Source organism: Pedobacter sp. GSP4 (assembly GCF_051857575.1).
Lineage (GTDB): Bacteria > Bacteroidota > Bacteroidia > Sphingobacteriales > Sphingobacteriaceae > Pedobacter.
In genome coordinates, this window is sequence record NZ_JBPZIR010000008.1 from 16,304 (window position 1) to 40,867 (window position 24,564).

The window sequence follows — 24,564 nt, forward strand, 5'->3', positions numbered from 1 at the left end:
TTATCAACTCTTTTTTATACTGGCCATTAAGCTTGCTTTTTCTTTTTCAAGCTGGGCATAAACTTCGGCATATATTAGCTTAAGGCTTTCTATGTTTCCGCTTATTTCGGCCAGTGCGGTTCTGTTTTTTGCTTTGTTTTCAATAGATTGAATAAAATCCCGCACATCATTCCTGCCAATGTAAAAGAATGTGGGTTTTATTTTGTGCGCGCAATTAGCCAGTTTATCCCAATTTTCACTCAACAGCGCATTATCCAGCTCAACCAGGTAAACTGGAATCTGCGCCATAAAAGTTTCTAAAAATTCGACCAAAACTTCGGGGCTATCGCCTACCATTTCGATAAGATACGAAAAATTTAAAGCCTGTTTATCGTAGTTGTGCGCCATAATTTTGATTGAGCTATAATTTTTTTACCGTTAAAGGATCGATAATCCCCTGACTGATGGCCAAAATCGTTTGCCCGATAACCGGATGTACCAGTTGTGGTGCAATTTCGGCAAGGGGTTCCATTACAAACCTTCGGTACTGCATCTGAGGGTGTGGCACCTGTAGTTTATCGGCAATATCAATCACTTCATCCCCAAAAAGGATCAGATCGATATCTATCAGCCGTTCGCCCCATTTATCTTTTCTAATCCTGCCCAGCTCCTGCTCTATTTCGAGTGCAGTTTCCAAAACCTCCAAAGCACTTAAATGGGTTTGCAAACCTACCGCTTGGTTTAAAAAAGCAGGCTGATCTGTTTTGCCCCAGGCAGCAGTTTCGTAAAGTGCCGAAACTGATACAACTTTGCCTATTTTCTGCTCCAAAAGGCCGATAGCCTTTTGCAGATTTGCCTTTCTATCGCCTAAATTTCCACCCAGTAACAAATAGGCAGTACTGTACTCTAAAGCTGTATTAAGCATCATGTATTTTTATATCTTTACAACACAAAACTAAAACATTTAAATGAGAGAATTCTTTAAGTATTTATTTGCCTCCATGTTGGGCTTTTTCTTATCGATGGTAATTATATTTATTATCTGCTTTGTAATCGTAGTAGGTGCCATATCATCAATCGATAGTGATAAAACAGTGGTTGTGGCCAACAATTCGGTGTTATTTCTAAACTTAGATCAGGCCATTACCGAACGTACACCCAAAAATCCTTTTGGCAACCTGCCTATAGTTGGCGGCGAAGAAAAAGATGGTATTGGTTTAAATGATTTTTTAAAAGCACTGCAAAAAGCCAAAACAGACGATAATATTAAATGTCTTTATCTAAATGTTAGCAGTCCGAATGCCGGCTATGCTACCCTGCGCGAAGTTAGAAATGCTTTGATCGATTTCAAAAAATCGCATAAAAAGATTATTGCCTATAGCGAGGTTTACACTCAGGGCGCTTATTACCTGGCTTCGGTAGCTGATAAGGTTTACCTCAATCCTGAAGGTGCTTTAGAGTTTAAGGGTTTCAGTTCTGAATTAACTTTCTTTAAGGGAACTTTAGAAAAAGTTGGTGTAGAAATGCAGGTAATCCGTGTGGGGAACTATAAAAGTGCCGTTGAGCCGTTTATTTTAGATAAAATGAGCGATTATAACCGCAAACAGGTAACAGCCTATGTTGGCGGCCTGTATAATACTTTTTTAACGGATATTGCACAGAGCAGAAATATTCAAAAAGATAGCCTGTACAGCATTGCTGATAACTACAAGGTACAACAGCCACAAGATGCGGTTAATTTTAAAATGATTGATGCGCTGAAATACAAAGATCAGATTTTAGAAGAATTAAGGGGATTATCGGGCAGAACCAGGGGCGAAAACATCCGTTCGGTTACAATAAACGATTACGCTAAAAACAATACAGACAGCGGCACCGGCAAAAATAAAGTAGCCATTATTTATGCCAATGGCGAAATTAATGGCGGCGAAGGCTCTGATAATCAGATCGGCTCGGAACGCATTTCGAGAGCCATTAGAAAAGCACGTTTGGACGATGATATTAAAGCAATTGTGCTGCGCGTAAATTCTCCTGGTGGTAGCGCCCTGGCTTCTGATGTAATTTGGAGGGAAATTGTATTAACCAAAAAAGAAAAACCTGTTATTGCCTCATTTGGTGATGTTGCAGCATCTGGTGGTTATTACATTGGCTGCGCGGCCGACAGTATTTTTGTACAGCCAAATACCATTACCGGCTCTATAGGTGTGTTTGGCATTATTCCAAACTTTCAAAACCTAATGACCAATAAACTCGGAATCACTTTCGATGGGGTAAAAACAGGCAAATACGCCGATATTATGGCCACTAACCGACCAATGACTGCTGGTGAAAGGTTTATTATCCAGAATGAATTAAACAGAATTTACAGTGGTTTTGTAAGCCGCGTAGCCGATGGCAGAAAGAAAAGCAAAGCTTATATCGATAGCATTGGCGGTGGCCACGTTTGGATAGGAACAGATGCCGTTCAGATTGGTTTGGCCGATAGGATCGGCAGTTTTAATGATGCCATAAAAGCCGCTGCAAAAAAAGCGAAACTAAAAGAATATAAGGTGGTTGAATATCCTGATGTTATCGATCCTTGGAAATCGTTAATGGATGAAGGTACTGATAAGATCAAAACTTACTATACCAAACAGGAACTAGGCGAAAATTACTTTTTATACCAACAGATGAAAAAGGTAATGGCTAGCTCGGGTATCCAGGCCAGAATGCCGTTTGAAGCAGTAATTAAGTAGTGATGTAAGATGGGGGATGTAAAACGGATGATGGGTTAAGATTTATAAAGGTTCATGGTTAATGGCTTATGGAAAATAGTTTATAGCTATAGATTATAACTCCACAAGCAATTGACTATAAGCCATTAAACCATCACCCCCCACTTCATACATCTTCCATCTCACCTCACACATCTTCCATTACACATATTACATCTCACCTCTCACATCCTTCCCCATCATTCTAATATTTTCCACTCTGGGTGCAGCGTTAAATAAGTTGCATTAACTGGAATGTTTGCCTGATGAACAGTAAAGGCAATACTTTTCCCTTTTAAAAACTCAAATCCTATCCCATCTTTTAGGGCATCATAAACAGTTACGGTATCTTTATGTTCGTTTAAATAGGCCGAGAGCCTTTGCAAATCTGGGTATTTACTTTTTGTTTCTTCCAAAGAACTTCCTGTCGCAAAACCATCCTTAGTTTTAAATTTATTTGAGGTAATCCTGATCTGCTTAACATCTTTTACCCGCATACTGGTATCCCGGTAGGCAGAATATATGGCAATTTCATTAAGCTGATCGCCTGTCGAATCGTTACTGTACCAAATCCCCCAGGCTTTACCCATTGCAGCATCGCCAGCATTTGGCCGCCCCAATTTTTTGCCCACCTGTTCCATATCTTCTCCAAGGGCAATTTCGCCCACTGCATGTCCCTCAACAATTACAAACCGTTCATCAACAGCTTGTGCCTGGGCCGGTTTCGAACTATTTACCGAATCGGCATTATTGCCTGTAGTTTTATCTACAGCTTGGCAAGCGGCCAAACTTATACCCAGGCCTAAAAGCGCAAATTTCATTAATTTCATAACAGTTAAACAACGTCATTATCAAATTGTGTTTATAAATCGGCAAAGGCATTTGGTAATTTTGAGGCATTATTTCCTAATTTTACCGCTTATGGAAAATAAAACCATCGCACGCACTTTACGTCTATTGTCGCAGTTAATGGAACTGCATGAAGAAAATCCCTTCAAAATTAAATCGGTTGCCAATGCATACTTTAAGGTTGATAAGCTTCCGTTTTCATTAAAGGATAAGCCTTTGGATGAGATTGATAAAATTGAGGGTATTGGTAAAGGACTGGCTTCTAAAATTATAGAACTGCTGCAAACCGGTGAGCTAAAAGAGTTAAACGACATTATCGCGCAAACGCCAGAAGGTGTGGTAGAAATGCTGGGCATTAAAGGCATCGGACCAAAAAAGATTTTCATCATCTGGCGTACGCTGGGTATAGAAAGCATTGGCGAACTGTATTATGCCTGCAACGAGAACCGCTTAATTGAAGCAAAAGGTTTTGGACTAAAAACCCAGGAAGAAATTAAAAACGCCATTGAATTTAAACTGGCTGCAAACGGCAGGTTCTTATACGCTCAGGTAGAAGGTTTTGCCAAAACACTGTTTACCCAACTTTCGGATTGGACTGTAGGTATTGATGCCAATGCACTTTTGGGGTTTGCCGGCCAGTACCGCCGCGCATGCGAGATTATTGATGAACTGGAAATTGTTATCGGTACAGATAATATCGAATCTATTAAACAAACCCTGCCTGCTTTTGAACCGCTTTCGTTGATTGAAACTGAAAATGCTTTTATTGCAACAACTGAGGCTGGTTTTAGAATAAAAATCCATGCGGTTGAAAAATCTGCTTTCTATTTACATTGGTTCAAATTTACCGGTAATAGCGAACATGTAGAAAAGGTTTTAAGCTTAGCTGGTGAGGGGCCTTTTGCCGATGAAACGGAAATTTACAGCAAGGCAGGCTTAGCTTTCATTGCGCCCGAGCTGCGCGAAGATTTTGATGAAATTGAGCTGGCAAAGGCAAACAAGCTCCCAACTTTGATCCAGTACGAAGATTTGAAAGGCAGTTTGCACAACCACTCTACCTGGAGCGATGGTGTACATACCCTTGAGCAGATGGCCCTATACTGCAAAGAAAATTTAAACCTTCAGTACTTGGGGATCTGCGATCACTCTAAAACCGCAGTTTACGCTAAAGGCTTAAATGAACAGCGTGTTTTTGCACAGCACCAGGAAATTGACGAACTGAATAAAAAACTGGCTCCTTTTAAGATTTTTAAAGGTATTGAAAGCGATATCTTAAGCGATGGTTCGTTGGATTATGCGGATGATATTTTAAAAACATTTGATTTTGTAGTGGCATCAGTGCACAGCAATTTAAGGATGGATGAAGCCAAAGCAACAGCCCGTTTATTAAAAGCCATTGAAAATCCTTACACCACCATTTTAGGGCACCCAACAGGGCGTTTATTATTGAGCAGGGCCGGATATCCGATCGATTATAAAAAAATTATCGATGCCTGCGCAGCCAATAAAGTGGTAATCGAAATTAATGCTAACCCGCTGCGTTTGGATTTAGACTGGCGCTGGCACCGATATGCGCTCGAAAAAGGCGTTTTATTATCGGTAAATCCCGATGCACACCGCACCGAGGGTTTCCATGATATGCATTATGGCATTTTAGTGGCCCGTAAAGGCGGATTAAGCGCTGATAAATGTTTGAATGCTTTTTCTTTGGAAGAGATAACGACGTATTTTGAAAGTAAGAAAGGTTAATGGTTAATGGTAAGATAGGGCCTGATTAATGTTGTTTCAACCTTAAAAATAAATCTGTGTAATCCTTTAATCAGTGCAATAAAACTGTAAGAAATCTTTTAATATCTTTGCCCCATGATAAGTGAAATTGCCAACCGCATATTTAATGAAGTAATTACAGACTACCACAAGTTTGATGATATTGACCATCCGGTTGAAAACCCATACGATGCAGAAAGTTTAGAGCATCTTTTTTATGTTAAAAACTGGATCGATACGGCGCAATGGCATATGGAAGACGTAGTGCGTAACCCACAGATTGATCCTGTAGAAGGTTTAAGCTGGAAAAGGCGCATAGACGCTCAAAACCAAGTGCGTACGGATATGGTTGAGTTTATTGATGGTTATTTCTTAAACCTTTACCAGGGAATTTCAGCTTTGCCAGATGCAAAAATCAATACCGAAAGTCCTGCATGGGCAATAGATAGGCTTTCCATACTGGCACTAAAAATTTACCACATGCAAGAAGAAGCTGAACGCGGAAGTGCATCAGCTGAGCACCGTGCGCAGTGCCAAAACAAATTGAATGTACTGTTGGCGCAACGCGAAGATCTATCAACCAGTATTGATGAATTATTGGCTGATATTGAGGCTGGCAAAAAATACATGAAAGTATATAAACAGATGAAAATGTATAACGACCCGAGCTTAAATCCGGTGTTGTATAATAAGGCATAAAGACAAAAGCTGAAAGCAGAAAGCCATGGCTTCACCATCCAAAATTATTGTGCTACGTTTTTCGGCAATGGGCGATGTGGCCATGGTAGCCTCTGTTTTACGCGAATTTGCTGAACAAAACCCAGCTACCGAAATTATTATGGTTAGCCGGGAGGCCTTTAAACCTTTTTTTGATTCTATCCCCAACTTAATTTTCCATGCCATACAGCCTAAAGCCATACATAAAGGCATTGATGGCCTGTACAGGCTGTTTAAAGAATTAAGAAAATACAGACCAATTGCTGTTGCAGATCTGCACGATAATTTGCGCAGCCGGGCAATTTCTTCCTTTTTTCGCATTACGGGCACAAAAATTAAACGGATTGATAAAGGCAGAGCTGAGAAAAAGGCATTAACCAGGGCCACAAATAAAATACTAAAACCCCTTAGGCAAACAGTAGAACGTTATGCCGATGTTTTCCGCAGTTTAGGCTTTGAACTTAAGCTCAGTCATAAATTAAATAAATCCCCTCAAAAGATTACTGCCAAGGCCAAAACTTTATTTGCGGATAATAGTACAAAAAAGGTAGGCATCTCAGCTTTTGCCCAGCACATTTATAAAGTTTATCCCTTAAATAAAATGGAAGAGGTAATTGCAGCTTTGAGCAAGCTGGGTTACGAAGTTTTTATTTTTGGTGGCGGTAAATCTGAGCAGGAAATTGCCGAAAAATGGTGTAATGAATTCCAGAACACCCATAATTTAATTGGTAATTTTAATTTAACAGAAGAACTCGCAATTATTTCAAACTTAGATATAATGCTGAGCATGGACTCATCGGGTATGCACATGGCATCATTGGTTGGTACACCGGTTGTTTCGGTTTGGGGGCCAACGCATCCTTATGCCGGCTTTTTAGGCTACGGACAATCGGAAGATGATTGTGTGCAGATTGATCATCCTTCGAGACCAAATTCGATATACGGAAACAAACCCTGCCTTTGTGGTGTTGAAAGCTGTATGGATTTAATTATGCCTGAAACAATTGTAGATAAAATTAAAAATAAATTAAATGGCTAAGCAATTACTATTGGTACGTCACGGAAAATCGGATTGGGGAAATTTAGATTTAAAAGATTTCGACCGGCCTTTAAACAAACGTGGCAAGGAAAATGCCCCAGAAATGGCCGAAAGATTAATCAATCGTGGATTTAAATTCGACCTGATGGTAAGCAGTCCTGCAAAAAGAGCTAAATCAACAGCCAAATATTTTGCCGAGGCTTACCAGGTAGATCAGATCCAATACGAAGAAAGCATTTATGAAGCCGGTACCAGAGCTTTGCTACATGTGGTTAATCAACTAACTGATGATGCAGATACGGTAATTATGTTTGGCCACAACCCTGGCTTTACCGATTTTGCAAATGAGCTAAGTGGTGCCGATATTTACAATATACCAACAGCAGGCATGGTGTTAATTTCTTTCCCATTTGATTCGTGGCAAATGGTAAGCAAAGGAACCGGGCAACTGGTGTTTTTTGATTATCCTAAAAATAGTGATGAGATGTAGACTCGCCATTAAATAATAAGATTGCTGTTTAATCACCAATTTTCAACTCCCAATTAATCAGTTAATCCATCAGCCACGGATTCACAGATTAACACAGAAAACGACTTTGATTCTTTAACTAATTCTTGACAGTTGACTTCCGTCAACTGCTTGTGAACTAAAAAAACACAAATCAAATAATTTTATTACCTTTGGCTATATAAAACGAAAATCTGGCAATAGACATTTCGGTGAATTCATAACCTAAACTCTTCTGGTTATTTCATAATTCGTATCGCCAGATAATTTTTTCCATTAATTTATCTGAACATGAGTTTTGACTATAATACCACACGTAGCCATTTAATTTTATCGGAATATGGCCGTAACGTTCAAAACATGGTGAAGTATATCTGCGAATTACCAACCATTGAAGAACGCAATAAATATGCCCAGGCAGTTATAGACCTGATGGGATTTTTGCAACCGCATTTACGCGATGTTGCTGATTTTAAACATAAACTTTGGGATCACTTACACATCATTTCTGGTTACCAGATCGATGTGGATAGTCCGTATCCAAAGCCTTTAATAGAGAATGCCTACGTTAAACCAGAGCCCCTTGCCTATCCTCAGCAAAGAATTACCTATAAACATTATGGTAAAACGGTTGAGAATCTGATCGAAAAGGCCATGCGCGAGGAAAATCCGGAAATTAAAAAGGCAATGGTGCAGAGTATCGCCAACTTTATGAAAATGGCCTATGTTACCTGGAATAAGGATAATGTAAGTGATGATACCATTATCAAAGATCTAAAATATCTGTCAGGTGGTTTATTGGTACTTGATGAAGGCGTTAACCTGGCCAAAGTAGAATTTAGAGCCCAGAACCCTCGTCAAAACAATAACAACAATAACAACCGGGGAAGAAGCAATAACAATAACAACAACGGAAAAAACCGTCAAAATAACAACAACAATAATCGTCAACGCAACAACAATAAACCCAAATATTAAAGGCGAAAGGTAAAAGGCATGATTTGAAGGTTAAACCCGGCACGCATACCTGATACCTGAAACTAAATACAAAATATATGAACGCATTTGAAATAACAGGCGGAATTAAATTAAAAGGCGAAATTACCCCTCAAGGAGCCAAGAACGAAGCCCTACAGATTTTATCGGCTGTACTGCTTACTGAAGAAAAAGTAACGATCAGCAACATTCCTGATATTAAGGATGTAAACAAACTGATCGAATTATTGGGCGATTTGGGTGTTACGGTAACGCGTATTGATAAAGACACTTATACTTTTGAGGCGAAAAACATCGATTTAAACTTCTTTGAATCTGATACTTTTAAAGCAAAGGGCGGTGGTTTACGCGGTTCGATCATGATTGTTGGCCCACTATTGGCCCGTTTCGGTAAAGCGGCGATTCCTAAACCAGGTGGCGATAAAATTGGCCGCAGAAGATTAGATACCCACTTTATCGGGTTTGAAAAACTGGGCGCTAAATTTGTTTACGATAGCAAAAAAGCTTTCTTTAATGTTGATGCAACCAATTTACAGGGCGCCTATATATTATTGGATGAGGCATCGGTAACCGGAACCGCAAATATTGTAATGGCTGCTGTTTTGGCTAAAGGTACTACAACGATTTACAATGCTGCCTGCGAGCCTTACCTGCAACAGCTTTGCAAAATGCTTAACCGCATGGGAGCAAAAATTACCGGCATTGGCTCCAACCTGTTAACCATCGAAGGCGTTAAAGTATTGGGTGGAACAGAACACCGTATGCTGCCTGATATGATTGAAATTGGTTCTTTTATAGGTATGGCCGCCATGACGGAATCGGAAATTACCATTAAAAATGTTTGTTACGATGAGCTTGGCGTAATTCCGGAGGTTTTCAAGAAATTGGGGATTAAATTAGAGCGCCGCGGTGATGATATTTACGTTCCATCGCAAAAACATTATGAAATTGATACTTTTATTGATGGCTCTATTTTAACCATTGCCGATTCGCCATGGCCTGGTTTTACACCAGATTTATTGAGTATTGTTTTAGTGGTGGCTACACAGGCTAAAGGAAATGTGCTCATCCATCAGAAAATGTTTGAGAGCCGTTTATTCTTCGTGGATAAACTGATTGATATGGGGGCACAAATTATCCTGTGCGATCCACACCGTGCTACGGTTAACGGTATCGATAAAAAATATAAACTTCGCGGCATTAGCATGACTTCTCCTGATATCAGGGCTGGAGTTTCACTACTTATTGCAGCATTATCAGCAGAAGGCAAATCGACGATCTATAACATCGAACAGATTGAGCGGGGCTACCAGGATATAGACACCCGTTTGCGTGCCTTAGGCGCACAGATTAAGCGTGTAAATGCAGATGCTCCTAGTCATTAGGTGGAAGGTATAAAGGTGGAGGGTTTAAGGTAAAAACCCAAAGCCGAAATAGCATAACTCAGCAACGCCCGTGAAATTTTCATGGGCGTTTTTTTTTCATTGCGAGGCACGAATCAATCTTACAACGAACGGTATTCCCAACCCTCAGTCTGTGTCTCCACAGACCGAAATTATTTTACCGCCCAAATAATTATAAAACAACATGCCCGGGAAAAAATGTCGTTTTGTTATTAGTAACTTTTAATAACCAGGTAAATAATAGGAACTGTAACAGCAATTGCAATAACTAAAGGAATCCAGATAGGCTTTGCTCTATATTTTGTTTCCTTTCCAATATGTTTATTCCAAAATAATTGGTACATAATGGTTACTCCCAAAGCGTTAACAATTAATGATATACCAGTTGGAGAACTAGGAAGAAACTGTCCAAGAAAAATAAATCCAATTGTAAATAAAAAGCCGAACAAAATTGGCCAGCCCCATTCTTTCTGCGAATTCTTTAAGTTAATAGCCATCATAAACGATCCAAAAAGCACGGAGAAAAGAATTGAAAAAACATAAATAGCGGTTTGCGAATAATATTCCGGAGCATCAATATCATTTACTATATTTTTTTTCCAGCTAGAAACCGTATCATAAGTCGAATTTTCTTTTTGCTTAATCTTATCCTCAATCTGCTCATCAATATCTTCAGGCAGTTCGACATTCCGGCTCTTTAATTCCGCCAGCGCCGCCCTAACTCCCTCAGCAGTATGTTTATCTACATTATTTAAGTAATATTTTAATTGATCGTCAGTCTTAACCGATAAGATTTCTTTGAGCGTTGCCATATTATAAAAAGAATGGCCACAAGTTAACAACTTATGGCCATTCTAAAAATTTTATTATGTTTCTCAATTATACCTCACCTACATCTTCCAATATTACATCTTCCATTCACACCCGTTTCAACCCTCGGTCTGTGTCTCCATAGACCGAAATATTTTTATCCGGAAATAGCGTTTATAATATCATATTGTGTAATAATCTCAATTTTTCCTGACTGATCTTCAACTAAAACTGCTGAGTTTTCTTTATTGATCAATGATGAGATTTTATCAATTGAAGTATTTAAATCCACGAAAGGAAAAGTGGCTGTCATAATTTCAGAAATTGGCGCAGATTTTAATCCAGGGTTTTCCAATAAAGCACTCAGGATATCGCTTTCCGCAATTTTACCTACTATCATTCCTTGCTGTGTAACCGGGATTTGCGAAATATTCATCGATTTAATGGTATTAATTGCTTCCAAAACCGATTTCTGTGCATCAAGTGTTACAATTTCTGTCGCTTCTTTTTTAGCTAAGATTGATTTTGCCGTTAATTTTTCATCCTGTAAAAACCCACGTTCGCGCAACCAATCTTCGTTATACATTTTGCCCATGTAGCGGCTTCCATGATCGTGAAAAATTACTACCACAACATCTTCTGGTTTTAATTTATCTTTCAACTGGATCAATCCGCCAATTGCGGCACCAGCCGAATTTCCAACGAAAATACCTTCTTTACGGGCAATATCGCGGGTCATTAAAGCCGCATCTTTATCGGTAACCTTTTCAAACAGATCTATTACATCAAAATTTACGTTTGCCGGTAAAAAATCTTCCCCAATTCCTTCTGTGATGTAAGGGTAAATTTCATCTTTATCAAAAATACCGGTCTCTTTGTATTTTTTAAAAACCGAACCGTAAGTATCAATTCCCCAAACCTGGATATTTGGATTTTTCTCTTTCAAATATTTACCTGTTCCCGATATCGTTCCGCCTGTACCAACACCAACCACCAGGTGGGTAATTTTCCCTTCTGTTTGTTCCCAAATTTCAGGACCGGTTTGTTCATAGTGGGCCTGCGAATTGGCTAAATTATCGTACTGGTTGGGTTTCCATGAATTTGGAACCTCCCGCTCCAAGCGCGAAGAAACCGAATAGTAAGAGCGGGGATCTTCGGGTTCAACATTTGTTGGACATACAATTACTTCAGCACCAAAGGCACGCAGAGCATCAACCTTTTCTTTCGATTGTTTATCAGTTGTGGTAAAAATACATTTGTAACCTTTTATAATGGCGGCCATGGCCAAACCCATACCTGTATTTCCTGAAGTTCCTTCAATAATGGTTCCACCTGGCTTAAGCTTACCGCTTTTCTCAGCATCTTCAATCATTTTAACCGCCATACGGTCTTTAATTGAATTGCCCGGATTGGTCGTTTCAATTTTGGCCAGTATTGTACCCGGAACGTTTTTAGTTATCGTATTTAATTTTACCAATGGTGTATTACCAATGGTTTCTAAAATATTATTGTACCACATATTGCAAAATTAAGTAAAGGCATTAAGTATTTTACAAACTAATATTTATTTAAAACATTATTTCGAAAAATATAATTTATTAAAATTTAATTCCATAATCTACAATTATGATGGGCATTATAGATTGTTTATTGGGCAAATTACAAATCAAGATTTATCAAAGGCAACTTTAAACCAATTTATAAACCTTGCCAGGTAAAGAAATTATTAAGCCCTGCATTTCTAAGGTGAGGATTACAATGGCCAGTTTGCTCTGTGGTATATTCATTGAAATCGCAATTTCATCAATGGATAACTGGCCGTTTTTCAAAACATCAATTACCTTTTGTTCGTTCGCAGTAAGGTTCAGCTGCAGGTTAACCTGTACAGGCTTCTTATTTTCCGGTACTTCATCATACCAGCCCAGATAGTATATCAAATCCTGAGCGTTATTGATCAGGCCGGCACGGTTTGTTTTGATCAGAAAGTTACAGCCTTCAGAGAAAACATCGTTAGTACGGCCAGGAAAAGCATATACATCTTTGTTATAAGAGTTGGCAATCTCTGCAGTAATTAAGGCCCCACCTTTAATTGACGCTTCTACAACAATTGTGGCATCAGCGAGGCCAGCAATAATACGGTTGCGCTGTGGAAAATTCTGTCTATCGGGATTGGTTAAAATAGGGAATTCAGAAAGTAATCCGCCATTTAAAACCATTTTTTGCGAAACCGATTTATGCACCTGCGGGTAAAGCCGATCTAAACCATGGCCCAACACCCCAACAGTAGCAATATTGTTGGCTATGCATTCTTTATGCGTAGTTACATCAATACCATAGGCCAGGCCGCTTACAATTAAAACATGGTAAGGCGCCAATACCTCGCAAAGCTGCCTGCAAAGGTTTTTCCCATAGTCGGTGGCGTTTCTGGTACCCACTATACTGATTATCCTTTTCTGGTTTAAATCTGCCTGTCCTTTAAAATAAAGCAAAATTGGCGCATCATAGCAATTCTTCAGTCGCCTGGGGTATTGTTCATCCGAAAAAAACAGCACATCAATGCCATGTTTTTCAACAAATGCAAGCTCTTGCGCTGCCCTGGATAGAGCATTGGTACTTAAAATCGCATCGACTGTTTTATTGCCCACACCAGGAATCTGAAGCAATTGCTTTTTGGACGCAGAAAATACGTTTTCGGCACTTCCACAGTAGGCGAGTAAATTTTTAGCCGTTATAGGCCCAATGGATTTAATAAATGTTAAAGCAATTTGATGGAGTGTGCTCATGTGTGTAAGGTTAAATAAATGCGGGATGATTTATTTCCTTATCACAGATTAAAAATCAATATCGATTAAGCTTTTTAATGGAATATGAATATTGTTTTTTAGCTGTATATATTTCTCTGTAACTGCCCAAACAGTTGTATCAACACGTTTTGGGCCAATGGTGGTGTTAAATGTAATAACAGCTTTCGATTTAAATTCGTTCCCTAACCGCTGCGCTTCACCAAGCTTTGTTTTTAATTCATTGGTATGGTCTTCTTTGGCATTGATGATATTTAAATAGCTTATGTGTTCTTTTTCTACAATTTCTACTGGCATGGTATCTCTTTAACGATTAATGTTAAACAAGCTTATCAATTTTTTAGAAAAAAAACAACTCTTATCCACTCCTTTTTTCTAAAAAACTGCACAAAAAAGCCTGATTTAGAATTTAAATCAGGCCTTTGAAATATCTATTTTAAGTTAATTACTTTAATTTCAGCTTTCTGGTTTCAACCATTCCTTTAAATTCGTGGTTTAACACATCATTTGCATTATCGGTTAAGGCTTTAGCTGCTCCGCTGGTACTGCCCAATCCGTTTTCTTTAACATATGATTTAAAGCTTCCATTGGCACTATAATACAATGCCTGCGACAATAGTCTTTCGTCTGCATCGCCAAAATCCTTCGTTAAATCATCTGCTGCACTTTTATCAACGGTCATTCCATCAAAATAATCACCATAATTAACAGAGTTTTTCGTCTGGAACTGTGGAATATACAAATCAGATTTATCAATATGGATAGAGAAAAAGCCTACCGGTTTTCCATAAGTTTTAGAACCGATCAATTTAACATCCATAACAGGCTTTAAGTTATTGATCAACAATTCGCTTGCCGATGCCGTATTACCGGTAACAATAAAATAAACCCTATTTAAATTTAACGAACCTCTTTTCGTAAAAACTTCTTGGTTAAATGCTGCAATAGTAGGTTTATAGCTAAAATCGAACATGCTGATGATTTTTCTCGTTCCATCAGAAAAGGTATACCAAAGTTTTTGATTTTCTAAAATGGTAGCCTGTGCATCCTGCATGGTTTTATTGTAGTAAGTGGTATACATTACTTTACCATTCTGAGCTACCGGGGCAATTAAATTGGTAAATATATCAGCCGTTTCTACTACACCGCCTCCATTGTAACGCAGATCTACAATCAGCTCGGTAGCGCCATCAGCCTTAAATTTAGCAAAAGCATTATCTAATTTATCGGTCGCATTAGAGGTAAAACTGTTGAAGACGATATAACCGATTTTTTTGGCTCCAACGGTAAATGTATTGGTATAAAGAACTGGATTAATGCTATAAATGCCTCGGGTAACCAAATAATCGGTTTCGATTTTACCTTTTTCTACGGTAAGTGTAACTGAAGCATTGTTACCAAAAATGGCATTGTTTAAATAGTCAACATCCGATCTTACCACCGTTTTTCCGTTAACCTTAACTATTTTTGAGCCACGCGTTAAACCTGCCGTAGCCGCCGGAGAAGCTGGATAAACGTATTTTACGCGTAAAGAATCTTTCTCATCAAAATTGGCAGAAAAACCATAATCGCCACCGGTACCGCCCAACTGCGTAGCCACACTACCATCATCAATAAAAGAATATTTATCCTTTCCACCGGTACTTGGCAATGCTTTTATAGCAGCCAGAACCGCATTATTGGTACTGTATTGCCTCGGATTGAAAGAAGAATAACTCGGCATACCCACATTCCAATAATAGGTTTGCTGTGCATACAGGTAAATAGAATCTTTAGTTAATTCGGCCCTTGTTCCAGAAGCGCCTGGTGCTGCATCCGCCACATCGGCTTTGTTCGATTTTTTACAAGATGCAGCCAACCCCACCACAATAACCAAAGCACATAAAAATGTGTTTTGAGCAATAAACTTTCTAAGCATATTTATTTGTAAATTTTTAGTGACTCAATATACGGCAAATTAATTAATTTGGATTGCTGTTCATCCAAATTATTTGCACCAACAACTAACGCATTATCTGACGATAAATTATTGCTATTTAAGATGTTCTGAAAAATTTCTGCTTTTGGTTGGTTAAGTTCATCCGCGAAGTAAACGGTAAGGTATTGTTCCAACCCATTCCACTCGGTCTGTCTTATTTTATTGAGCTGCTGCTCGGGGTTTCCGGCGGTTACAATATAAATCTGTTTCCGGTCTACAACAAGCTCCTGCATAAAGGTAAGCATGTTTTTAAAAAGCAAGAGCTTTAAGGGCAAACGGGCATTTTGATGCAACAGATCGAAGTTGTACTGGTACTTTTGATCGATTTCAAATTGACTGGCTGTTTTTTCGAAAAGCTGCTCGGCACCCTGATTTTCATATTCAGTGCGCATAAACTCAATAATTGGCCCTGCACCTTTTTGCTCGCTATATTCGATAAACTGTGCAAAAAGATAATATACCTGAAGCAAATAATCCTTTTCGGGAAAAAGCACATTATCCAGTTCAAAAATTACCAGCTTTTTATCTTTTAAAGATTCGGCATCCATATTATATTGTGAAAAGTTTTAAATCTGATTGGTTATAGCTAAATACCCCATTTAACGCTGGAGATAAATTTCCGGGCAGCGGACTATCCGAACCAGAAAAAATTCGATCGCCCTGTATAAAAACCGCAAAATCAGGATAGGCTGTTTCTTCAGCTTTCAGATAACCCGCAACCGTATCTGCCTCAGGCAATAAAACCTGGATACCGTATTCGCCAAAAAGAACGGCAGATTTTGCTAAAGGTTCTACTTCGTAATGGTGAAGTGGAATAATGCAATCTATCGCCTCGGTGATGCAAAAATTCAATAAAATATGTGCTATGCTGTCTTTGTTTAAAGTTCCTAAAGAAGCAAATGCATAATTCTCGGTAATAATACCTGGTACCTCACCATAATCGGCCAGGAGCACAAAGTGACTGGGAAAAGCTTTCATCAGCTTTAATGCCTTTGCATTGTTGCCCCCCGTTATCAGTATTTTCAATGTTGAATAGTAAATTAATGAATGATTGTTATTTGAAATGAGAGATTAATTGATTTTTCAATGATCGAATGGTTTCATTTTTGCGTTAAAGCCACAGTCCGTCTTAATGCTGATATTTATACAATTAACCCATCTTTCATGGTCACTACCCTATCGCTGGTTTTGGCTAAATGCTCGTTGTGGGTAACAATAACAAAAGTTTGATGGAAATTATCGCGTAGGGTTAAAAATAATTGGTGCAGCCCGGCAGCATTTTCAGAATCTAGGTTACCCGAAGGTTCATCGGCAAATATAATTGCTGGATTATTAATAAGTGCCCTGGCAATGGCAACACGCTGCTGTTCGCCGCCCGAAAGCTGATTGGGTTTGTGATGCCCCCTATCTTTCAACCCCAGCAGATCTAAAAGCTCAAGCGCCCTGGTTTCTGCCTGTTTTTTATTCACATTAGCTATAAACGCGGGGATGCAGATGTTTTCTATCGCACTAAATTCGGGCAGCAAGTGGTGAAACTGGAAAACAAAACCGATATTCTGGTTGCGGAAAGCGCCTACCATATCGCCAACTAATTTATTTATGGCCACACCTTTTAACTCCACAGTGCCACTATCCGGCTTGTCCAATGTGCCTAAAATATGCAGCAAAGTACTTTTTCCGGCGCCAGATGGTCCAATAATACTCACAATCTCCCCTTTTTGAACTTCAAAATTTACACCTTTTAAGATTTGAAGATTTCCGTACGACTTTTTTATTCCAGTGGCTTTTAGCATGCTCCAAATTTAACAAAAAAGGTTAAAGACTAAAGTGGAAAGACGAAGGTTAACACTAGAGCTAAAAGATTAAAGTTGAAAGATCAATTGAAAAACCAAGGAAGACTAGAGGTTAAAGCACAATACGTAAAGAGTAGGGAAGAAAGTTTAAAAGTTCTCTCATCTTGATACCCTACACTTAATACTCCCCCATCCCCCTAAAAAAAAATAAAATTTGCAATTATCATTTTCTTGCATAACTTTGAAAAACAAAGCACTTTTAAAATGAGCAATCCAGAGGAACAGTTAAATGCATTAAAAGATATCAGGCAAATGATGGATAGATCATCAAGATTTATTTCATTAAGTGGTTTATCTGGCGTTTTTGCAGGCGTTATTGCTTTAATTGGGGCTTATTTTGCAAACGATGAGATCAATAAATTCATCAACAAACGCGGTTATAGTTATGGTGTTGAAGGCGAAATGGACCTGGAATTTAACCTGTTGAAACTTGGCATCTTTGTTCTGGTAATTGCTTTGGCCGGAGGTATTTTGTTTACCTACAGGAAAAGCCAGAAAAACAATCTGCCGATATGGGACAAAACATCAAAATCGCTGTTGTTAAACCTAATGATCCCACTGGTGGCCGGAGGCTTGTTTATTATTGCATTATTGGTAAATCATCCAAATACTTACAGCATTATTGCGCCAAGCTGCTTAATTTTTTATGGTCTGGCTTTAATTAACGCCAGCAAATATACTTTTAGCGATATTCGTTATTTGGGTTACCTTGAAGTTGTTTTAGGCTTAATCTGCATGTTCTATATTGGTTACGGACTTATTTTTTGGGCTTTTGGCTTCGGCGTGCTGCATATTGTTTACGGATTGGTAATGTATTTTAAATACGAAAAAGGCCAATAAGATGAAAAACCCAATAGCAGATTTAAACAAAATATTCGATAGCCGGATCAGGTTGGGCGTTATGTCTATACTCATTGTAAATGACGAAATAGGCTTTAACGATTTAAAACAGATGCTCGAGCTAACGGATGGCAACCTGGCTTCGCACCTGAATACTTTAGAGCAGGCTGAATTTATTAAGGTACACAAAGGTTTTATCGGACGTAAAACCAGTACCACCTACTCCATCACCGATTTGGGCAAGCAGGCTTTTAAAGCCCATTTAGATGCGCTCGAAAAAATGATCAAGAAACTGTAGTCAATTTTTTTTAATTATTTACTTTGAAATTCAAAGCACTTTTAAAAACATAAAATGAAAGAAATACCTGATCCCCAGATGATTTATATCGCCAAGAAGCTGGCGTACTATTCAGCGCTTATCGGCACCATAATCTTTGTTAGTTTTTTACTATCCAAAGCCACTTATTTAATGGGCCTGGGGCTGGTTTACATTTTATCGGCAACAGTTATAAACGCTATTTTTTTATTGGTGCTGGTAATCGAATTAATTTACAACCCAATACACTGGCGAAGCTACCTGGCCACCATAATCTGTATGCTTTTAAATATCCCTTTAAGCATGCTCTATTTCTTCCTTGTAACGCATCCTATTTTTTAAACCTAAAATAAAATGAAAACAAAATCCAACTTTCTCCTGCTCTCTGCCTTAATTGGAGGGCTGCTCTTCAGCTTTCTCTTTTGGAATGAGTGGCTGGCACTAAACCAATTAATTTACAGCATCTTTATCATTGCCATAACGGCATTTAACCCCGAGATAATTAAGGGTGCCAAATATAAATTCTATGCGTTGGCCCATCTGCTGGCGGCAGTATTGGTGGTAGTCAACAATTCAGATTTAACAGCAGCCACTTATTATATCAGTCTGGTTTTATTTACTGGCTTTGCGCACTACCAGGCCCTGCAAACCATTTATACTGCAGGTTTAGGCACTGCAATACAGCTGCTCACAGTACCGGCTACTTTAATTAAGAGATTATCGGATGTTAAAATTGGCAATTTTAACTTAAAACCGGTTTTCAGGCCAATCAAATACATTTTGCTCCCTATTATTATCCTACTCATTTTTACTACGATTTACAGTGGTGCCAACGAAATATTCGGTCAGTATCTGGAAAAAACGTTAACGCACATCTCCGATTTTCTAAACTATGTTTTTGGCTTTATATTTCAGGATTTAAGTATTGAACGTTTCTTTCATTTCTGTTTGGGTATACTTGTAACCACAGGCCTAACCATTACCTTTTACAACAAGAGCATCGAAAAAGTAGAGGCCAACTGCAACGAAACCCTATTGAGGATAAGGCGTAGCCAAAGGCCAAAAAGCATCTGGTACGAGATTGCACACACCTTTACCAGCCAGATGATTACCAAAAAACTCGCCTTAAAAACAGAGTACATCATTGGCGTAATTTCGTTTGTTTCGCTAAACCTGCTTTTATTGAGCGTAAACCTTATCGATATTTCTACGCTCTGGTTCGGTTATAAACCCTCGGGCAATTTTTCTACCGATCTGCACGAGGGCACCAATGCCTTAATCTTCAGTATTGTTCTGGCGATGGCGGTAATCTTATACTTTTTCCGTGGCAACTTAAATTTTTACAGCAAAAGCCGCACACTCAAAACACTGGCCTTTGCATGGATGGTGCAGAATTTCATCCTGATCATTTCTGTTTTTATCCGCGATGGCTATTACATCGAATTTTATGGCTTAACGCATAAAAGAATTGGCGTTGTGGTTTTTGCCGTGCTCTGCATTATTGGCTTGGCTACGGTGTACCTAAAAGTTGCCAAAGAGAAAACACTTTTCTATTTATTTAAAGTGAATGGAAACATCTGGTTTGTTCTGCTACTGGCTTTCAGTTTCGTTAACTGGGATGTTTTTATTGCCAAATACAACCTGGCACAAAGTGAACGGGTTGCCATTGATGCCGACTACCTGCTGTATTTATCGGATAAAACGCTGCCCATATTGGACAAAAACCGTTCAAAATTGTACGACATACCTTCCAAAGGTCTTTATGGGAGGGAAATCTCAAAACCATGCGATGTTGAATTTTATAGTCAAAAACTGGATAAACGTATCGGTTATTTTAAAGAACGTTATGAACAAGTAAGCTGGTTATCGTGGAACTTACAGGATTGGAATACCGCTAAATATTTTGGGCTAAACAAAAAATAAATCTAAGACATGAAAACGCATTCATCTACTTATTGGACCGATTATTTTACCTGTAATGCCCAAATCGACAGAATAGATTGGAGCATGAAGCCAGAGCTTACACGGGAAGAAAAGGCAAGCATCCTTAAATCATTAAAAGCATGGCAACTGGCCGAAACCGGAGAAGGAGAACATTTAATGCATGTATCTAGAATATATGGCCAAAAGATTGATGATCCGGTATACCCAAAAGCTGCCGCATTATTCATCAAAGAGGAGCAAAAGCATGGAGCAAATTTAGGCAGGTATATTGACCTGATAGCAGAAAAACGTTTACAAAAAAACTGGGATGATTCGCTTTTTAGACAGATAAGGTATTTCAACAATAGCATGGAACTTTGGACCATTACAGTATTGATTGTAGAAAGCGCTGCACAACTATTTTATCAGGCCCTAAAAGATGCCACAAACTGCAAGCTTCTTAAACAGATCTGCACCGATATCCTGATTGATGAAGCAGCTCATATTCAGTTTCAAAAAGAACGTCTGTACATCATATGCAGTCATAAGAGCGCTTTTTCAAGGTGGATAGCCTGCAAGGCATATGCCTGCTTTTTTATAGGCACCAGTTTAGTTATATGGCTGGCCCATCGTAAACTCTTTAAAGCAGGGAAACTAAACTTCGCACTGTACTTCAAAAAAATGAAACGCAAACTAAGTAAAGTTGCAGGCAAAAAAGTGTTTTATGAGAATGAAGAAAGAAAAAGCCTATTAAGTAGTCCATCATATTAAAAACCCTGTACAATTAATCTCTCGCCTTTGCTAAACTTTTGTTGGATTTAGTTTTATCCCGGTGCAATTTGCATCGGGAAAGCATAGGCTTAGTACTGTTTAAAAATTAAACACTATATTAATATTAGAAATTATGCAAAATCTACAATCACTACTAAACTTGCCCAAAACCAGAATCATCATAATTCTGGCAGTTGTTACGTTAATCCTAAGCATTCCGCTAATAGCCATGCAGTTTACCAACCAAGTAAACTGGGATTTAAGCGATTTTTTAACCGCGGGCGCATTATTGCTGAGTACCGGCCTAGCCATTGAACTGGTAGTTAGAAACCTAAAAGCAGGCACTTTAAAAACCGTAATCCTCATTGCCATTTTGTTGGCGCTATTTCTTATCTGGGCAGAATTGGCCGTTGGTATATTCGGAACACCTTTTGCCGGAAGCTGATATGCCTACTACCTCCCGCCTCAATTAAAGCCGGGAGGTAAAGCTTAAAATAACTATCTTGATTTACTCAAACCTCAAAATTAACGACCATGAAAAAACTCATCTCCTTAGGGTTATTAAGCAGCGCACTACTCACATTGGCCTGTACGGAAGAAAGCAAGACCGTTTCTGTGAATGAAACCAGCACGACAAAAACCAAGGTTTACCCAAAAATTAAGTATGATTCTCCTATAATTGTTGATAAGACCGATATGCTGATCTACCCTTTAAGGTTAAACAGCGATGATGAAGAAAGTTATAAAAGAGAAGCCAATACCGCTCATTGGAATCTTGTTTTTTACAATACCATTTCTGGTCAAAACGAATTGCTCACCAAAGAAAAAATCATCATCAATTCTTTCTCTATTGGCCAGGCAGAAAAAGCTTCAAACCATCCAGCAACTTTGTCCGATCAATTTATTTATTACAACATTACAGATTCGGATTATGATGGCGACAAAAAACTAACCTCGAAAGATCCCAGTAAACTTTACATATCAAACCTGGAAGGAAAATCCTTTACCAGAATATCACCAAACAATTACGAATTAAGCAGCTGGAAAATAGACGATAAACACGATCTCATCTTAATGAATTTAACCAAGGATTCGAATGGGGATAAGGAATTTAATGACGAGGATGAGGTTGAATATTTTGTTTACAGCTTAAAAACAAAAACACTTAAAGGGGTTTTTGATCAGAAATTTAAAGATGAAGTTAAAAATCTGGCTAAAAAAGTACTTTAGCACAGGTACAGAGCCCGCTTTGATTTTAAAACCACAAGTGGCAAACAAGGTTTGAACGAAAAGAGCGCCATACCGAACGCCTCTTTTTACTGATTAACATAAAACGTTCATTTTCTGAAAAAATCGGCAAATTCTATTTGTTTAAAGGCTTTGAAATTGTAGCTTTGGGCAAATTTGTAGCAAATGAACCCGATGCGATTAAAATAATTATTTTAATGGTAAAAGGCTCCATCTGACAGATAAAGATAAAAATATAAACAGATGAATATTCACGAATACCAGGGTAAACAAATATTAAAAAGTTTCGGTGTTAACGTTCAAGAAGGAATAGTTGCCGATACTCCTGAGCAAGCTGTTGAGGCGGCTAAGCAACTGAAAACTGATTACAATTCTGACTGGGTTGTAATTAAAGCGCAAATCCACGCTGGTGGTCGCGGTAAAGGCGGTGGTGTTAAATTAGCCAAAAACCTTGAAGAAGTTAAACAACGTGCAACTGACATTATCGGCATGCAATTGGTTACTCCTCAAACCGGCCCAGAAGGTAAATTAGTGAACAAGGTTTTGGTAGCTCAGGATGTTTATTATCCAGGTGCTTCTGAAACTAAAGAATTCTACATTTCGGTATTGTTAGACCGTGCAAAAGGCCGCAATATCATCATGTACAGTACCGAAGGCGGTATGGATATCGAAGAAGTTGCTGAGCACACGCCGCACTTAATCTTCAAAGAAGAAATCGATCCTAAAGTTGGTTTACAAGGTTTTCAGGCACGTAAAATTGCCTTTAACTTAGGTGTTAGCGGTAACGCTTTTAAAGAAATGGTAAAATTTGTTTCTGCCTTATACAAAGCTTACGAAGCTACCGATTCTTCAATGTTCGAAATCAACCCGGTATTAAAAACTTCTGATGATAAAGTAATCGCAGTTGACGCTAAAGTTAACCTGGATGAAAACGGTTTGTTCCGTCACCCTGATTACGCAGCCATGCGCGATGTAACAGAAGAAGATCCAATGGAAGTTGAAGCAAGTGCTTCGAACCTAAACTTCGTTAACCTTGATGGTAACGTAGGCTGTATGGTTAACGGTGCTGGTTTGGCCATGGCAACCATGGATATTATCAAATTAGCTGGTGGTGAGCCTGCAAACTTCTTAGACGTAGGTGGAACTGCAAACGCTCAAACCGTAAAAGCAGCTTTCAATATCATTTTGAAAGATCCTAACGTTAAAGCAATCTTAATCAACATTTTTGGTGGTATTGTACGTTGCGACCGTGTTGCACAAGGTGTTATCGATGCATACAAAGAAATCGGAAATATCCCTGTGCCAATTATCTGCCGTTTACAAGGTACTAACGCAGAAGAGGCTAAAAAATTAATTGATGAGTCTGGACTTCAGGTTTACTCTGCAATTGCTTTAAAAGAAGCAGCTGATTTAGTAACCAAAGTTTTGGCTGAACAAGCATAGTTTTTAAAGGTTAAAGACCAAAGCTTTAAAGCGATATTATAATCAAGGCCTTTCAGTTTTACTGGAAGGCTTTTTTTATTCCCCTTACTTACTCTCCCTTTTAGAGAGCCTGCTCCGATTCTTTTCGGAGGGTGTCCGCAGGACGGAGTGTTATTAAAAACCTATAAGATCTTTAAGACCTTATAGGTTTGCTATTTAAAAAGATTTCTTTTTTTTGAAAATGAACAGCCCTGTTTGTTATGGCGGCCTCCTGTCCTGCTATCTCTCCAAGTCCTCTCCCGATATAAAATCGGGCTTTCCGTTCTATCAGGTTTATTGAACAATGTTAGTGGTTATTGGATGCGATCAAATCTTGCAGGTTTACTCTGCACGAAACTCCAGTATATCGCCAGGCTGGCAATCCAGTACGCCACATATTGCTTCCAGGGTTTCAAAGCGGATTGCTTTTGCCTTACCCGTTTTTAATATGGATAAATTAGACATGGTAATCCCTACACGTTCACTTAATTCAGTGAGCGACATTTTGCGCCTGGCAAGCATAACATCTAAATTTACGACGATGGACATTGT

The 24,564-nt window shown here is 38.6% G+C and carries 27 protein-coding genes; 15 read left to right on the top strand and 12 right to left on the bottom strand.

The genetic code is table 11. From position 1 onward, the window contains the following. Window positions 1-3: 3 nt before the first annotated feature. Window positions 4-387 (bottom strand): Hpt domain-containing protein, encoded by a 384-nt coding sequence (locus tag ACS5PU_RS18515; RefSeq protein WP_439460651.1) that lies wholly within the window; start codon window positions 385-387, stop codon window positions 4-6. Between the two features lie 13 nt (window positions 388-400). After that, window positions 401-907, bottom strand: a complete 507-nt coding sequence (gene folK / locus ACS5PU_RS18520) for a 2-amino-4-hydroxy-6-hydroxymethyldihydropteridine diphosphokinase (protein WP_439460652.1) — start codon at window positions 905-907, stop codon at window positions 401-403. Window positions 908-947: 40 nt separating this feature from the next. Here folK and sppA point away from each other — a divergent pair, with 40 nt between their 5' ends. Continuing rightward, window positions 948-2,714 carry a signal peptide peptidase SppA gene (gene sppA, locus ACS5PU_RS18525; RefSeq protein ID WP_439460653.1) on the top strand — a complete coding sequence of 589 codons (1,767 nt, stop codon included), beginning with the start codon at window positions 948-950 and terminating at the stop codon, window positions 2,712-2,714. Between the two features lie 218 nt (window positions 2,715-2,932). Here the strand turns inward: sppA and ACS5PU_RS18530 are convergent, their stop codons facing one another. Beyond that, window positions 2,933-3,562, bottom strand: coding sequence for a hypothetical protein (locus tag ACS5PU_RS18530; protein ID WP_439460654.1), 630 nt, complete (start codon window positions 3,560-3,562; stop codon window positions 2,933-2,935). A gap of 91 nt (window positions 3,563-3,653) precedes the next feature. Between ACS5PU_RS18530 and ACS5PU_RS18535 the strand changes: the two genes are divergently transcribed. The 6 genes from ACS5PU_RS18535 to murA all read left to right on the top strand — a co-directional run bounded on the left by ACS5PU_RS18535 (window position 3,654) and on the right by murA (window position 9,993). Beyond that, window positions 3,654-5,330 (top strand): helix-hairpin-helix domain-containing protein, encoded by a 1,677-nt coding sequence (locus ACS5PU_RS18535; protein ID WP_439460655.1) that lies wholly within the window; start codon window positions 3,654-3,656, stop codon window positions 5,328-5,330. 114 nt (window positions 5,331-5,444) lie between these two features. Then, complete coding sequence (locus ACS5PU_RS18540; protein WP_439460656.1) at window positions 5,445-6,047, top strand: DUF4254 domain-containing protein; 603 nt, start codon at window positions 5,445-5,447, stop codon at window positions 6,045-6,047. 25 nt (window positions 6,048-6,072) lie between these two features. Beyond that, window positions 6,073-7,104, top strand: a complete 1,032-nt coding sequence (locus tag ACS5PU_RS18545; protein ID WP_439460657.1) for a glycosyltransferase family 9 protein — start codon at window positions 6,073-6,075, stop codon at window positions 7,102-7,104. Further along, window positions 7,097-7,594, top strand: coding sequence for a SixA phosphatase family protein (locus tag ACS5PU_RS18550; RefSeq protein WP_439460658.1), 498 nt, complete (start codon window positions 7,097-7,099; stop codon window positions 7,592-7,594). The genes ACS5PU_RS18545 and ACS5PU_RS18550 overlap by 8 nt, the downstream gene beginning before the upstream one ends. A 309-nt stretch (window positions 7,595-7,903) precedes the next feature. Then, window positions 7,904-8,590, top strand: a complete 687-nt coding sequence (locus ACS5PU_RS18555) for a DUF4290 domain-containing protein (RefSeq protein ID WP_439460659.1) — start codon at window positions 7,904-7,906, stop codon at window positions 8,588-8,590. 77 nt (window positions 8,591-8,667) lie between these two features. Then, window positions 8,668-9,993 carry a UDP-N-acetylglucosamine 1-carboxyvinyltransferase gene (gene murA, locus ACS5PU_RS18560; protein WP_439460660.1) on the top strand — a complete coding sequence of 442 codons (1,326 nt, stop codon included), beginning with the start codon at window positions 8,668-8,670 and terminating at the stop codon, window positions 9,991-9,993. A 230-nt stretch (window positions 9,994-10,223) separates the two neighbouring features. On the opposite strand, the gene ACS5PU_RS18565 is transcribed toward murA, so the two are convergent. The 8 genes from ACS5PU_RS18565 to ACS5PU_RS18600 form a co-directional block, all read right to left on the bottom strand. Then, complete coding sequence (locus tag ACS5PU_RS18565; RefSeq protein ID WP_439460661.1) at window positions 10,224-10,823, bottom strand: hypothetical protein; 600 nt, start codon at window positions 10,821-10,823, stop codon at window positions 10,224-10,226. Window positions 10,824-10,978: 155 nt separating this feature from the next. Further along, the gene (locus tag ACS5PU_RS18570; RefSeq protein ID WP_439460662.1) at window positions 10,979-12,340 is read right to left on the bottom strand and encodes a pyridoxal-phosphate dependent enzyme; all 1,362 of its coding nucleotides are present in this window, start codon (window positions 12,338-12,340) and stop codon (window positions 10,979-10,981) included. A 169-nt stretch (window positions 12,341-12,509) separates the two neighbouring features. Beyond that, the gene (gene dprA / locus ACS5PU_RS18575) at window positions 12,510-13,604 is read right to left on the bottom strand and encodes a DNA-processing protein DprA (protein WP_439460663.1); all 1,095 of its coding nucleotides are present in this window, start codon (window positions 13,602-13,604) and stop codon (window positions 12,510-12,512) included. Window positions 13,605-13,652: 48 nt separating this feature from the next. After that, the gene (locus tag ACS5PU_RS18580) at window positions 13,653-13,919 is read right to left on the bottom strand and encodes a hypothetical protein (RefSeq protein WP_439460664.1); all 267 of its coding nucleotides are present in this window, start codon (window positions 13,917-13,919) and stop codon (window positions 13,653-13,655) included. Window positions 13,920-14,067: 148 nt separating this feature from the next. Next, the gene (locus ACS5PU_RS18585; RefSeq protein ID WP_439460665.1) at window positions 14,068-15,540 is read right to left on the bottom strand and encodes a S41 family peptidase; all 1,473 of its coding nucleotides are present in this window, start codon (window positions 15,538-15,540) and stop codon (window positions 14,068-14,070) included. Window positions 15,541-15,542: 2 nt separating this feature from the next. Further along, window positions 15,543-16,148: an HAD family hydrolase gene (locus ACS5PU_RS18590; RefSeq protein ID WP_439460666.1), complete on the bottom strand. Its 606-nt coding sequence runs from the start codon at window positions 16,146-16,148 to the stop codon at window positions 15,543-15,545. Between the two features lies 1 nt (window position 16,149). After that, a complete protein-coding gene (locus ACS5PU_RS18595; protein WP_439460667.1) occupies window positions 16,150-16,626 on the bottom strand; it encodes a hypothetical protein in 477 nt (158 codons plus the stop codon). A gap of 116 nt (window positions 16,627-16,742) precedes the next feature. Next, window positions 16,743-17,393 (bottom strand): ABC transporter ATP-binding protein, encoded by a 651-nt coding sequence (locus ACS5PU_RS18600; protein ID WP_439460668.1) that lies wholly within the window; start codon window positions 17,391-17,393, stop codon window positions 16,743-16,745. A 264-nt stretch (window positions 17,394-17,657) separates the two neighbouring features. Here ACS5PU_RS18600 and ACS5PU_RS18605 point away from each other — a divergent pair, with 264 nt between their 5' ends. From ACS5PU_RS18605 to sucC, 8 genes are all read left to right on the top strand, one after another. After that, window positions 17,658-18,293: a hypothetical protein gene (locus ACS5PU_RS18605; RefSeq protein ID WP_439460669.1), complete on the top strand. Its 636-nt coding sequence runs from the start codon at window positions 17,658-17,660 to the stop codon at window positions 18,291-18,293. 1 nt (window position 18,294) lies between these two features. Then, window positions 18,295-18,591 carry a winged helix-turn-helix domain-containing protein gene (locus ACS5PU_RS18610; protein WP_439460670.1) on the top strand — a complete coding sequence of 99 codons (297 nt, stop codon included), beginning with the start codon at window positions 18,295-18,297 and terminating at the stop codon, window positions 18,589-18,591. A 54-nt stretch (window positions 18,592-18,645) separates the two neighbouring features. Beyond that, window positions 18,646-18,951: a hypothetical protein gene (locus ACS5PU_RS18615; RefSeq protein WP_439460671.1), complete on the top strand. Its 306-nt coding sequence runs from the start codon at window positions 18,646-18,648 to the stop codon at window positions 18,949-18,951. 12 nt (window positions 18,952-18,963) lie between these two features. Further along, on the top strand, window positions 18,964-20,532 hold the full coding sequence (locus ACS5PU_RS18620) for a DUF4153 domain-containing protein (protein WP_439460672.1): 1,569 nt from the start codon (window positions 18,964-18,966) through the stop codon (window positions 20,530-20,532). A 9-nt stretch (window positions 20,533-20,541) separates the two neighbouring features. Beyond that, window positions 20,542-21,303, top strand: coding sequence for a ferritin-like domain-containing protein (locus tag ACS5PU_RS18625; protein ID WP_439460673.1), 762 nt, complete (start codon window positions 20,542-20,544; stop codon window positions 21,301-21,303). A 133-nt stretch (window positions 21,304-21,436) separates the two neighbouring features. Further along, window positions 21,437-21,748 (top strand): hypothetical protein, encoded by a 312-nt coding sequence (locus tag ACS5PU_RS18630; RefSeq protein WP_439460674.1) that lies wholly within the window; start codon window positions 21,437-21,439, stop codon window positions 21,746-21,748. Window positions 21,749-21,837: 89 nt separating this feature from the next. Beyond that, window positions 21,838-22,533: a hypothetical protein gene (locus tag ACS5PU_RS18635; protein WP_439460675.1), complete on the top strand. Its 696-nt coding sequence runs from the start codon at window positions 21,838-21,840 to the stop codon at window positions 22,531-22,533. Between the two features lie 261 nt (window positions 22,534-22,794). Beyond that, window positions 22,795-23,994, top strand: a complete 1,200-nt coding sequence (gene sucC / locus ACS5PU_RS18640) for an ADP-forming succinate--CoA ligase subunit beta (protein WP_124559604.1) — start codon at window positions 22,795-22,797, stop codon at window positions 23,992-23,994. A 360-nt stretch (window positions 23,995-24,354) separates the two neighbouring features. On the opposite strand, the gene ACS5PU_RS18645 is transcribed toward sucC, so the two are convergent. Next, window positions 24,355-24,561 carry a helix-turn-helix domain-containing protein gene (locus ACS5PU_RS18645; RefSeq protein ID WP_439460676.1) on the bottom strand — a complete coding sequence of 69 codons (207 nt, stop codon included), beginning with the start codon at window positions 24,559-24,561 and terminating at the stop codon, window positions 24,355-24,357. Between the last annotated feature and the right edge of the window lie 3 nt (window positions 24,562-24,564).

Bases quoted from the DNA above. Each gene is read 5' to 3' on its own strand.
- ACS5PU_RS18515 (WP_439460651.1), bottom strand. From the start codon at position 387: ATGGCGCACAACTACGATAAACAGGCTTTAAATTTTTCGTATCTTATC.
- folK (WP_439460652.1), bottom strand. From the start codon at position 907: ATGATGCTTAATACAGCTTTAGAGTACAGTACTGCCTATTTGTTACTG.
- sppA (WP_439460653.1), top strand. From the start codon at position 948: ATGAGAGAATTCTTTAAGTATTTATTTGCCTCCATGTTGGGCTTTTTC.
- ACS5PU_RS18530 (WP_439460654.1), bottom strand. From the start codon at position 3,562: ATGAAATTAATGAAATTTGCGCTTTTAGGCCTGGGTATAAGTTTGGCC.
- ACS5PU_RS18535 (WP_439460655.1), top strand. From the start codon at position 3,654: ATGGAAAATAAAACCATCGCACGCACTTTACGTCTATTGTCGCAGTTA.
- ACS5PU_RS18540 (WP_439460656.1), top strand. From the start codon at position 5,445: ATGATAAGTGAAATTGCCAACCGCATATTTAATGAAGTAATTACAGAC.
- ACS5PU_RS18545 (WP_439460657.1), top strand. From the start codon at position 6,073: ATGGCTTCACCATCCAAAATTATTGTGCTACGTTTTTCGGCAATGGGC.
- ACS5PU_RS18550 (WP_439460658.1), top strand. From the start codon at position 7,097: ATGGCTAAGCAATTACTATTGGTACGTCACGGAAAATCGGATTGGGGA.
- ACS5PU_RS18555 (WP_439460659.1), top strand. From the start codon at position 7,904: ATGAGTTTTGACTATAATACCACACGTAGCCATTTAATTTTATCGGAA.
- murA (WP_439460660.1), top strand. From the start codon at position 8,668: ATGAACGCATTTGAAATAACAGGCGGAATTAAATTAAAAGGCGAAATT.
- ACS5PU_RS18565 (WP_439460661.1), bottom strand. From the start codon at position 10,823: ATGGCAACGCTCAAAGAAATCTTATCGGTTAAGACTGACGATCAATTA.
- ACS5PU_RS18570 (WP_439460662.1), bottom strand. From the start codon at position 12,340: ATGTGGTACAATAATATTTTAGAAACCATTGGTAATACACCATTGGTA.
- dprA (WP_439460663.1), bottom strand. From the start codon at position 13,604: ATGAGCACACTCCATCAAATTGCTTTAACATTTATTAAATCCATTGGG.
- ACS5PU_RS18580 (WP_439460664.1), bottom strand. From the start codon at position 13,919: ATGCCAGTAGAAATTGTAGAAAAAGAACACATAAGCTATTTAAATATC.
- ACS5PU_RS18585 (WP_439460665.1), bottom strand. From the start codon at position 15,540: ATGCTTAGAAAGTTTATTGCTCAAAACACATTTTTATGTGCTTTGGTT.
- ACS5PU_RS18590 (WP_439460666.1), bottom strand. From the start codon at position 16,148: ATGGATGCCGAATCTTTAAAAGATAAAAAGCTGGTAATTTTTGAACTG.
- ACS5PU_RS18600 (WP_439460668.1), bottom strand. From the start codon at position 17,393: ATGCTAAAAGCCACTGGAATAAAAAAGTCGTACGGAAATCTTCAAATC.
- ACS5PU_RS18605 (WP_439460669.1), top strand. From the start codon at position 17,658: ATGAGCAATCCAGAGGAACAGTTAAATGCATTAAAAGATATCAGGCAA.
- ACS5PU_RS18610 (WP_439460670.1), top strand. From the start codon at position 18,295: ATGAAAAACCCAATAGCAGATTTAAACAAAATATTCGATAGCCGGATC.
- ACS5PU_RS18615 (WP_439460671.1), top strand. From the start codon at position 18,646: ATGAAAGAAATACCTGATCCCCAGATGATTTATATCGCCAAGAAGCTG.
- ACS5PU_RS18620 (WP_439460672.1), top strand. From the start codon at position 18,964: ATGAAAACAAAATCCAACTTTCTCCTGCTCTCTGCCTTAATTGGAGGG.
- ACS5PU_RS18625 (WP_439460673.1), top strand. From the start codon at position 20,542: ATGAAAACGCATTCATCTACTTATTGGACCGATTATTTTACCTGTAAT.
- ACS5PU_RS18630 (WP_439460674.1), top strand. From the start codon at position 21,437: ATGCAAAATCTACAATCACTACTAAACTTGCCCAAAACCAGAATCATC.
- ACS5PU_RS18635 (WP_439460675.1), top strand. From the start codon at position 21,838: ATGAAAAAACTCATCTCCTTAGGGTTATTAAGCAGCGCACTACTCACA.
- sucC (WP_124559604.1), top strand. From the start codon at position 22,795: ATGAATATTCACGAATACCAGGGTAAACAAATATTAAAAAGTTTCGGT.
- ACS5PU_RS18645 (WP_439460676.1), bottom strand. From the start codon at position 24,561: ATGTCCATCGTCGTAAATTTAGATGTTATGCTTGCCAGGCGCAAAATG.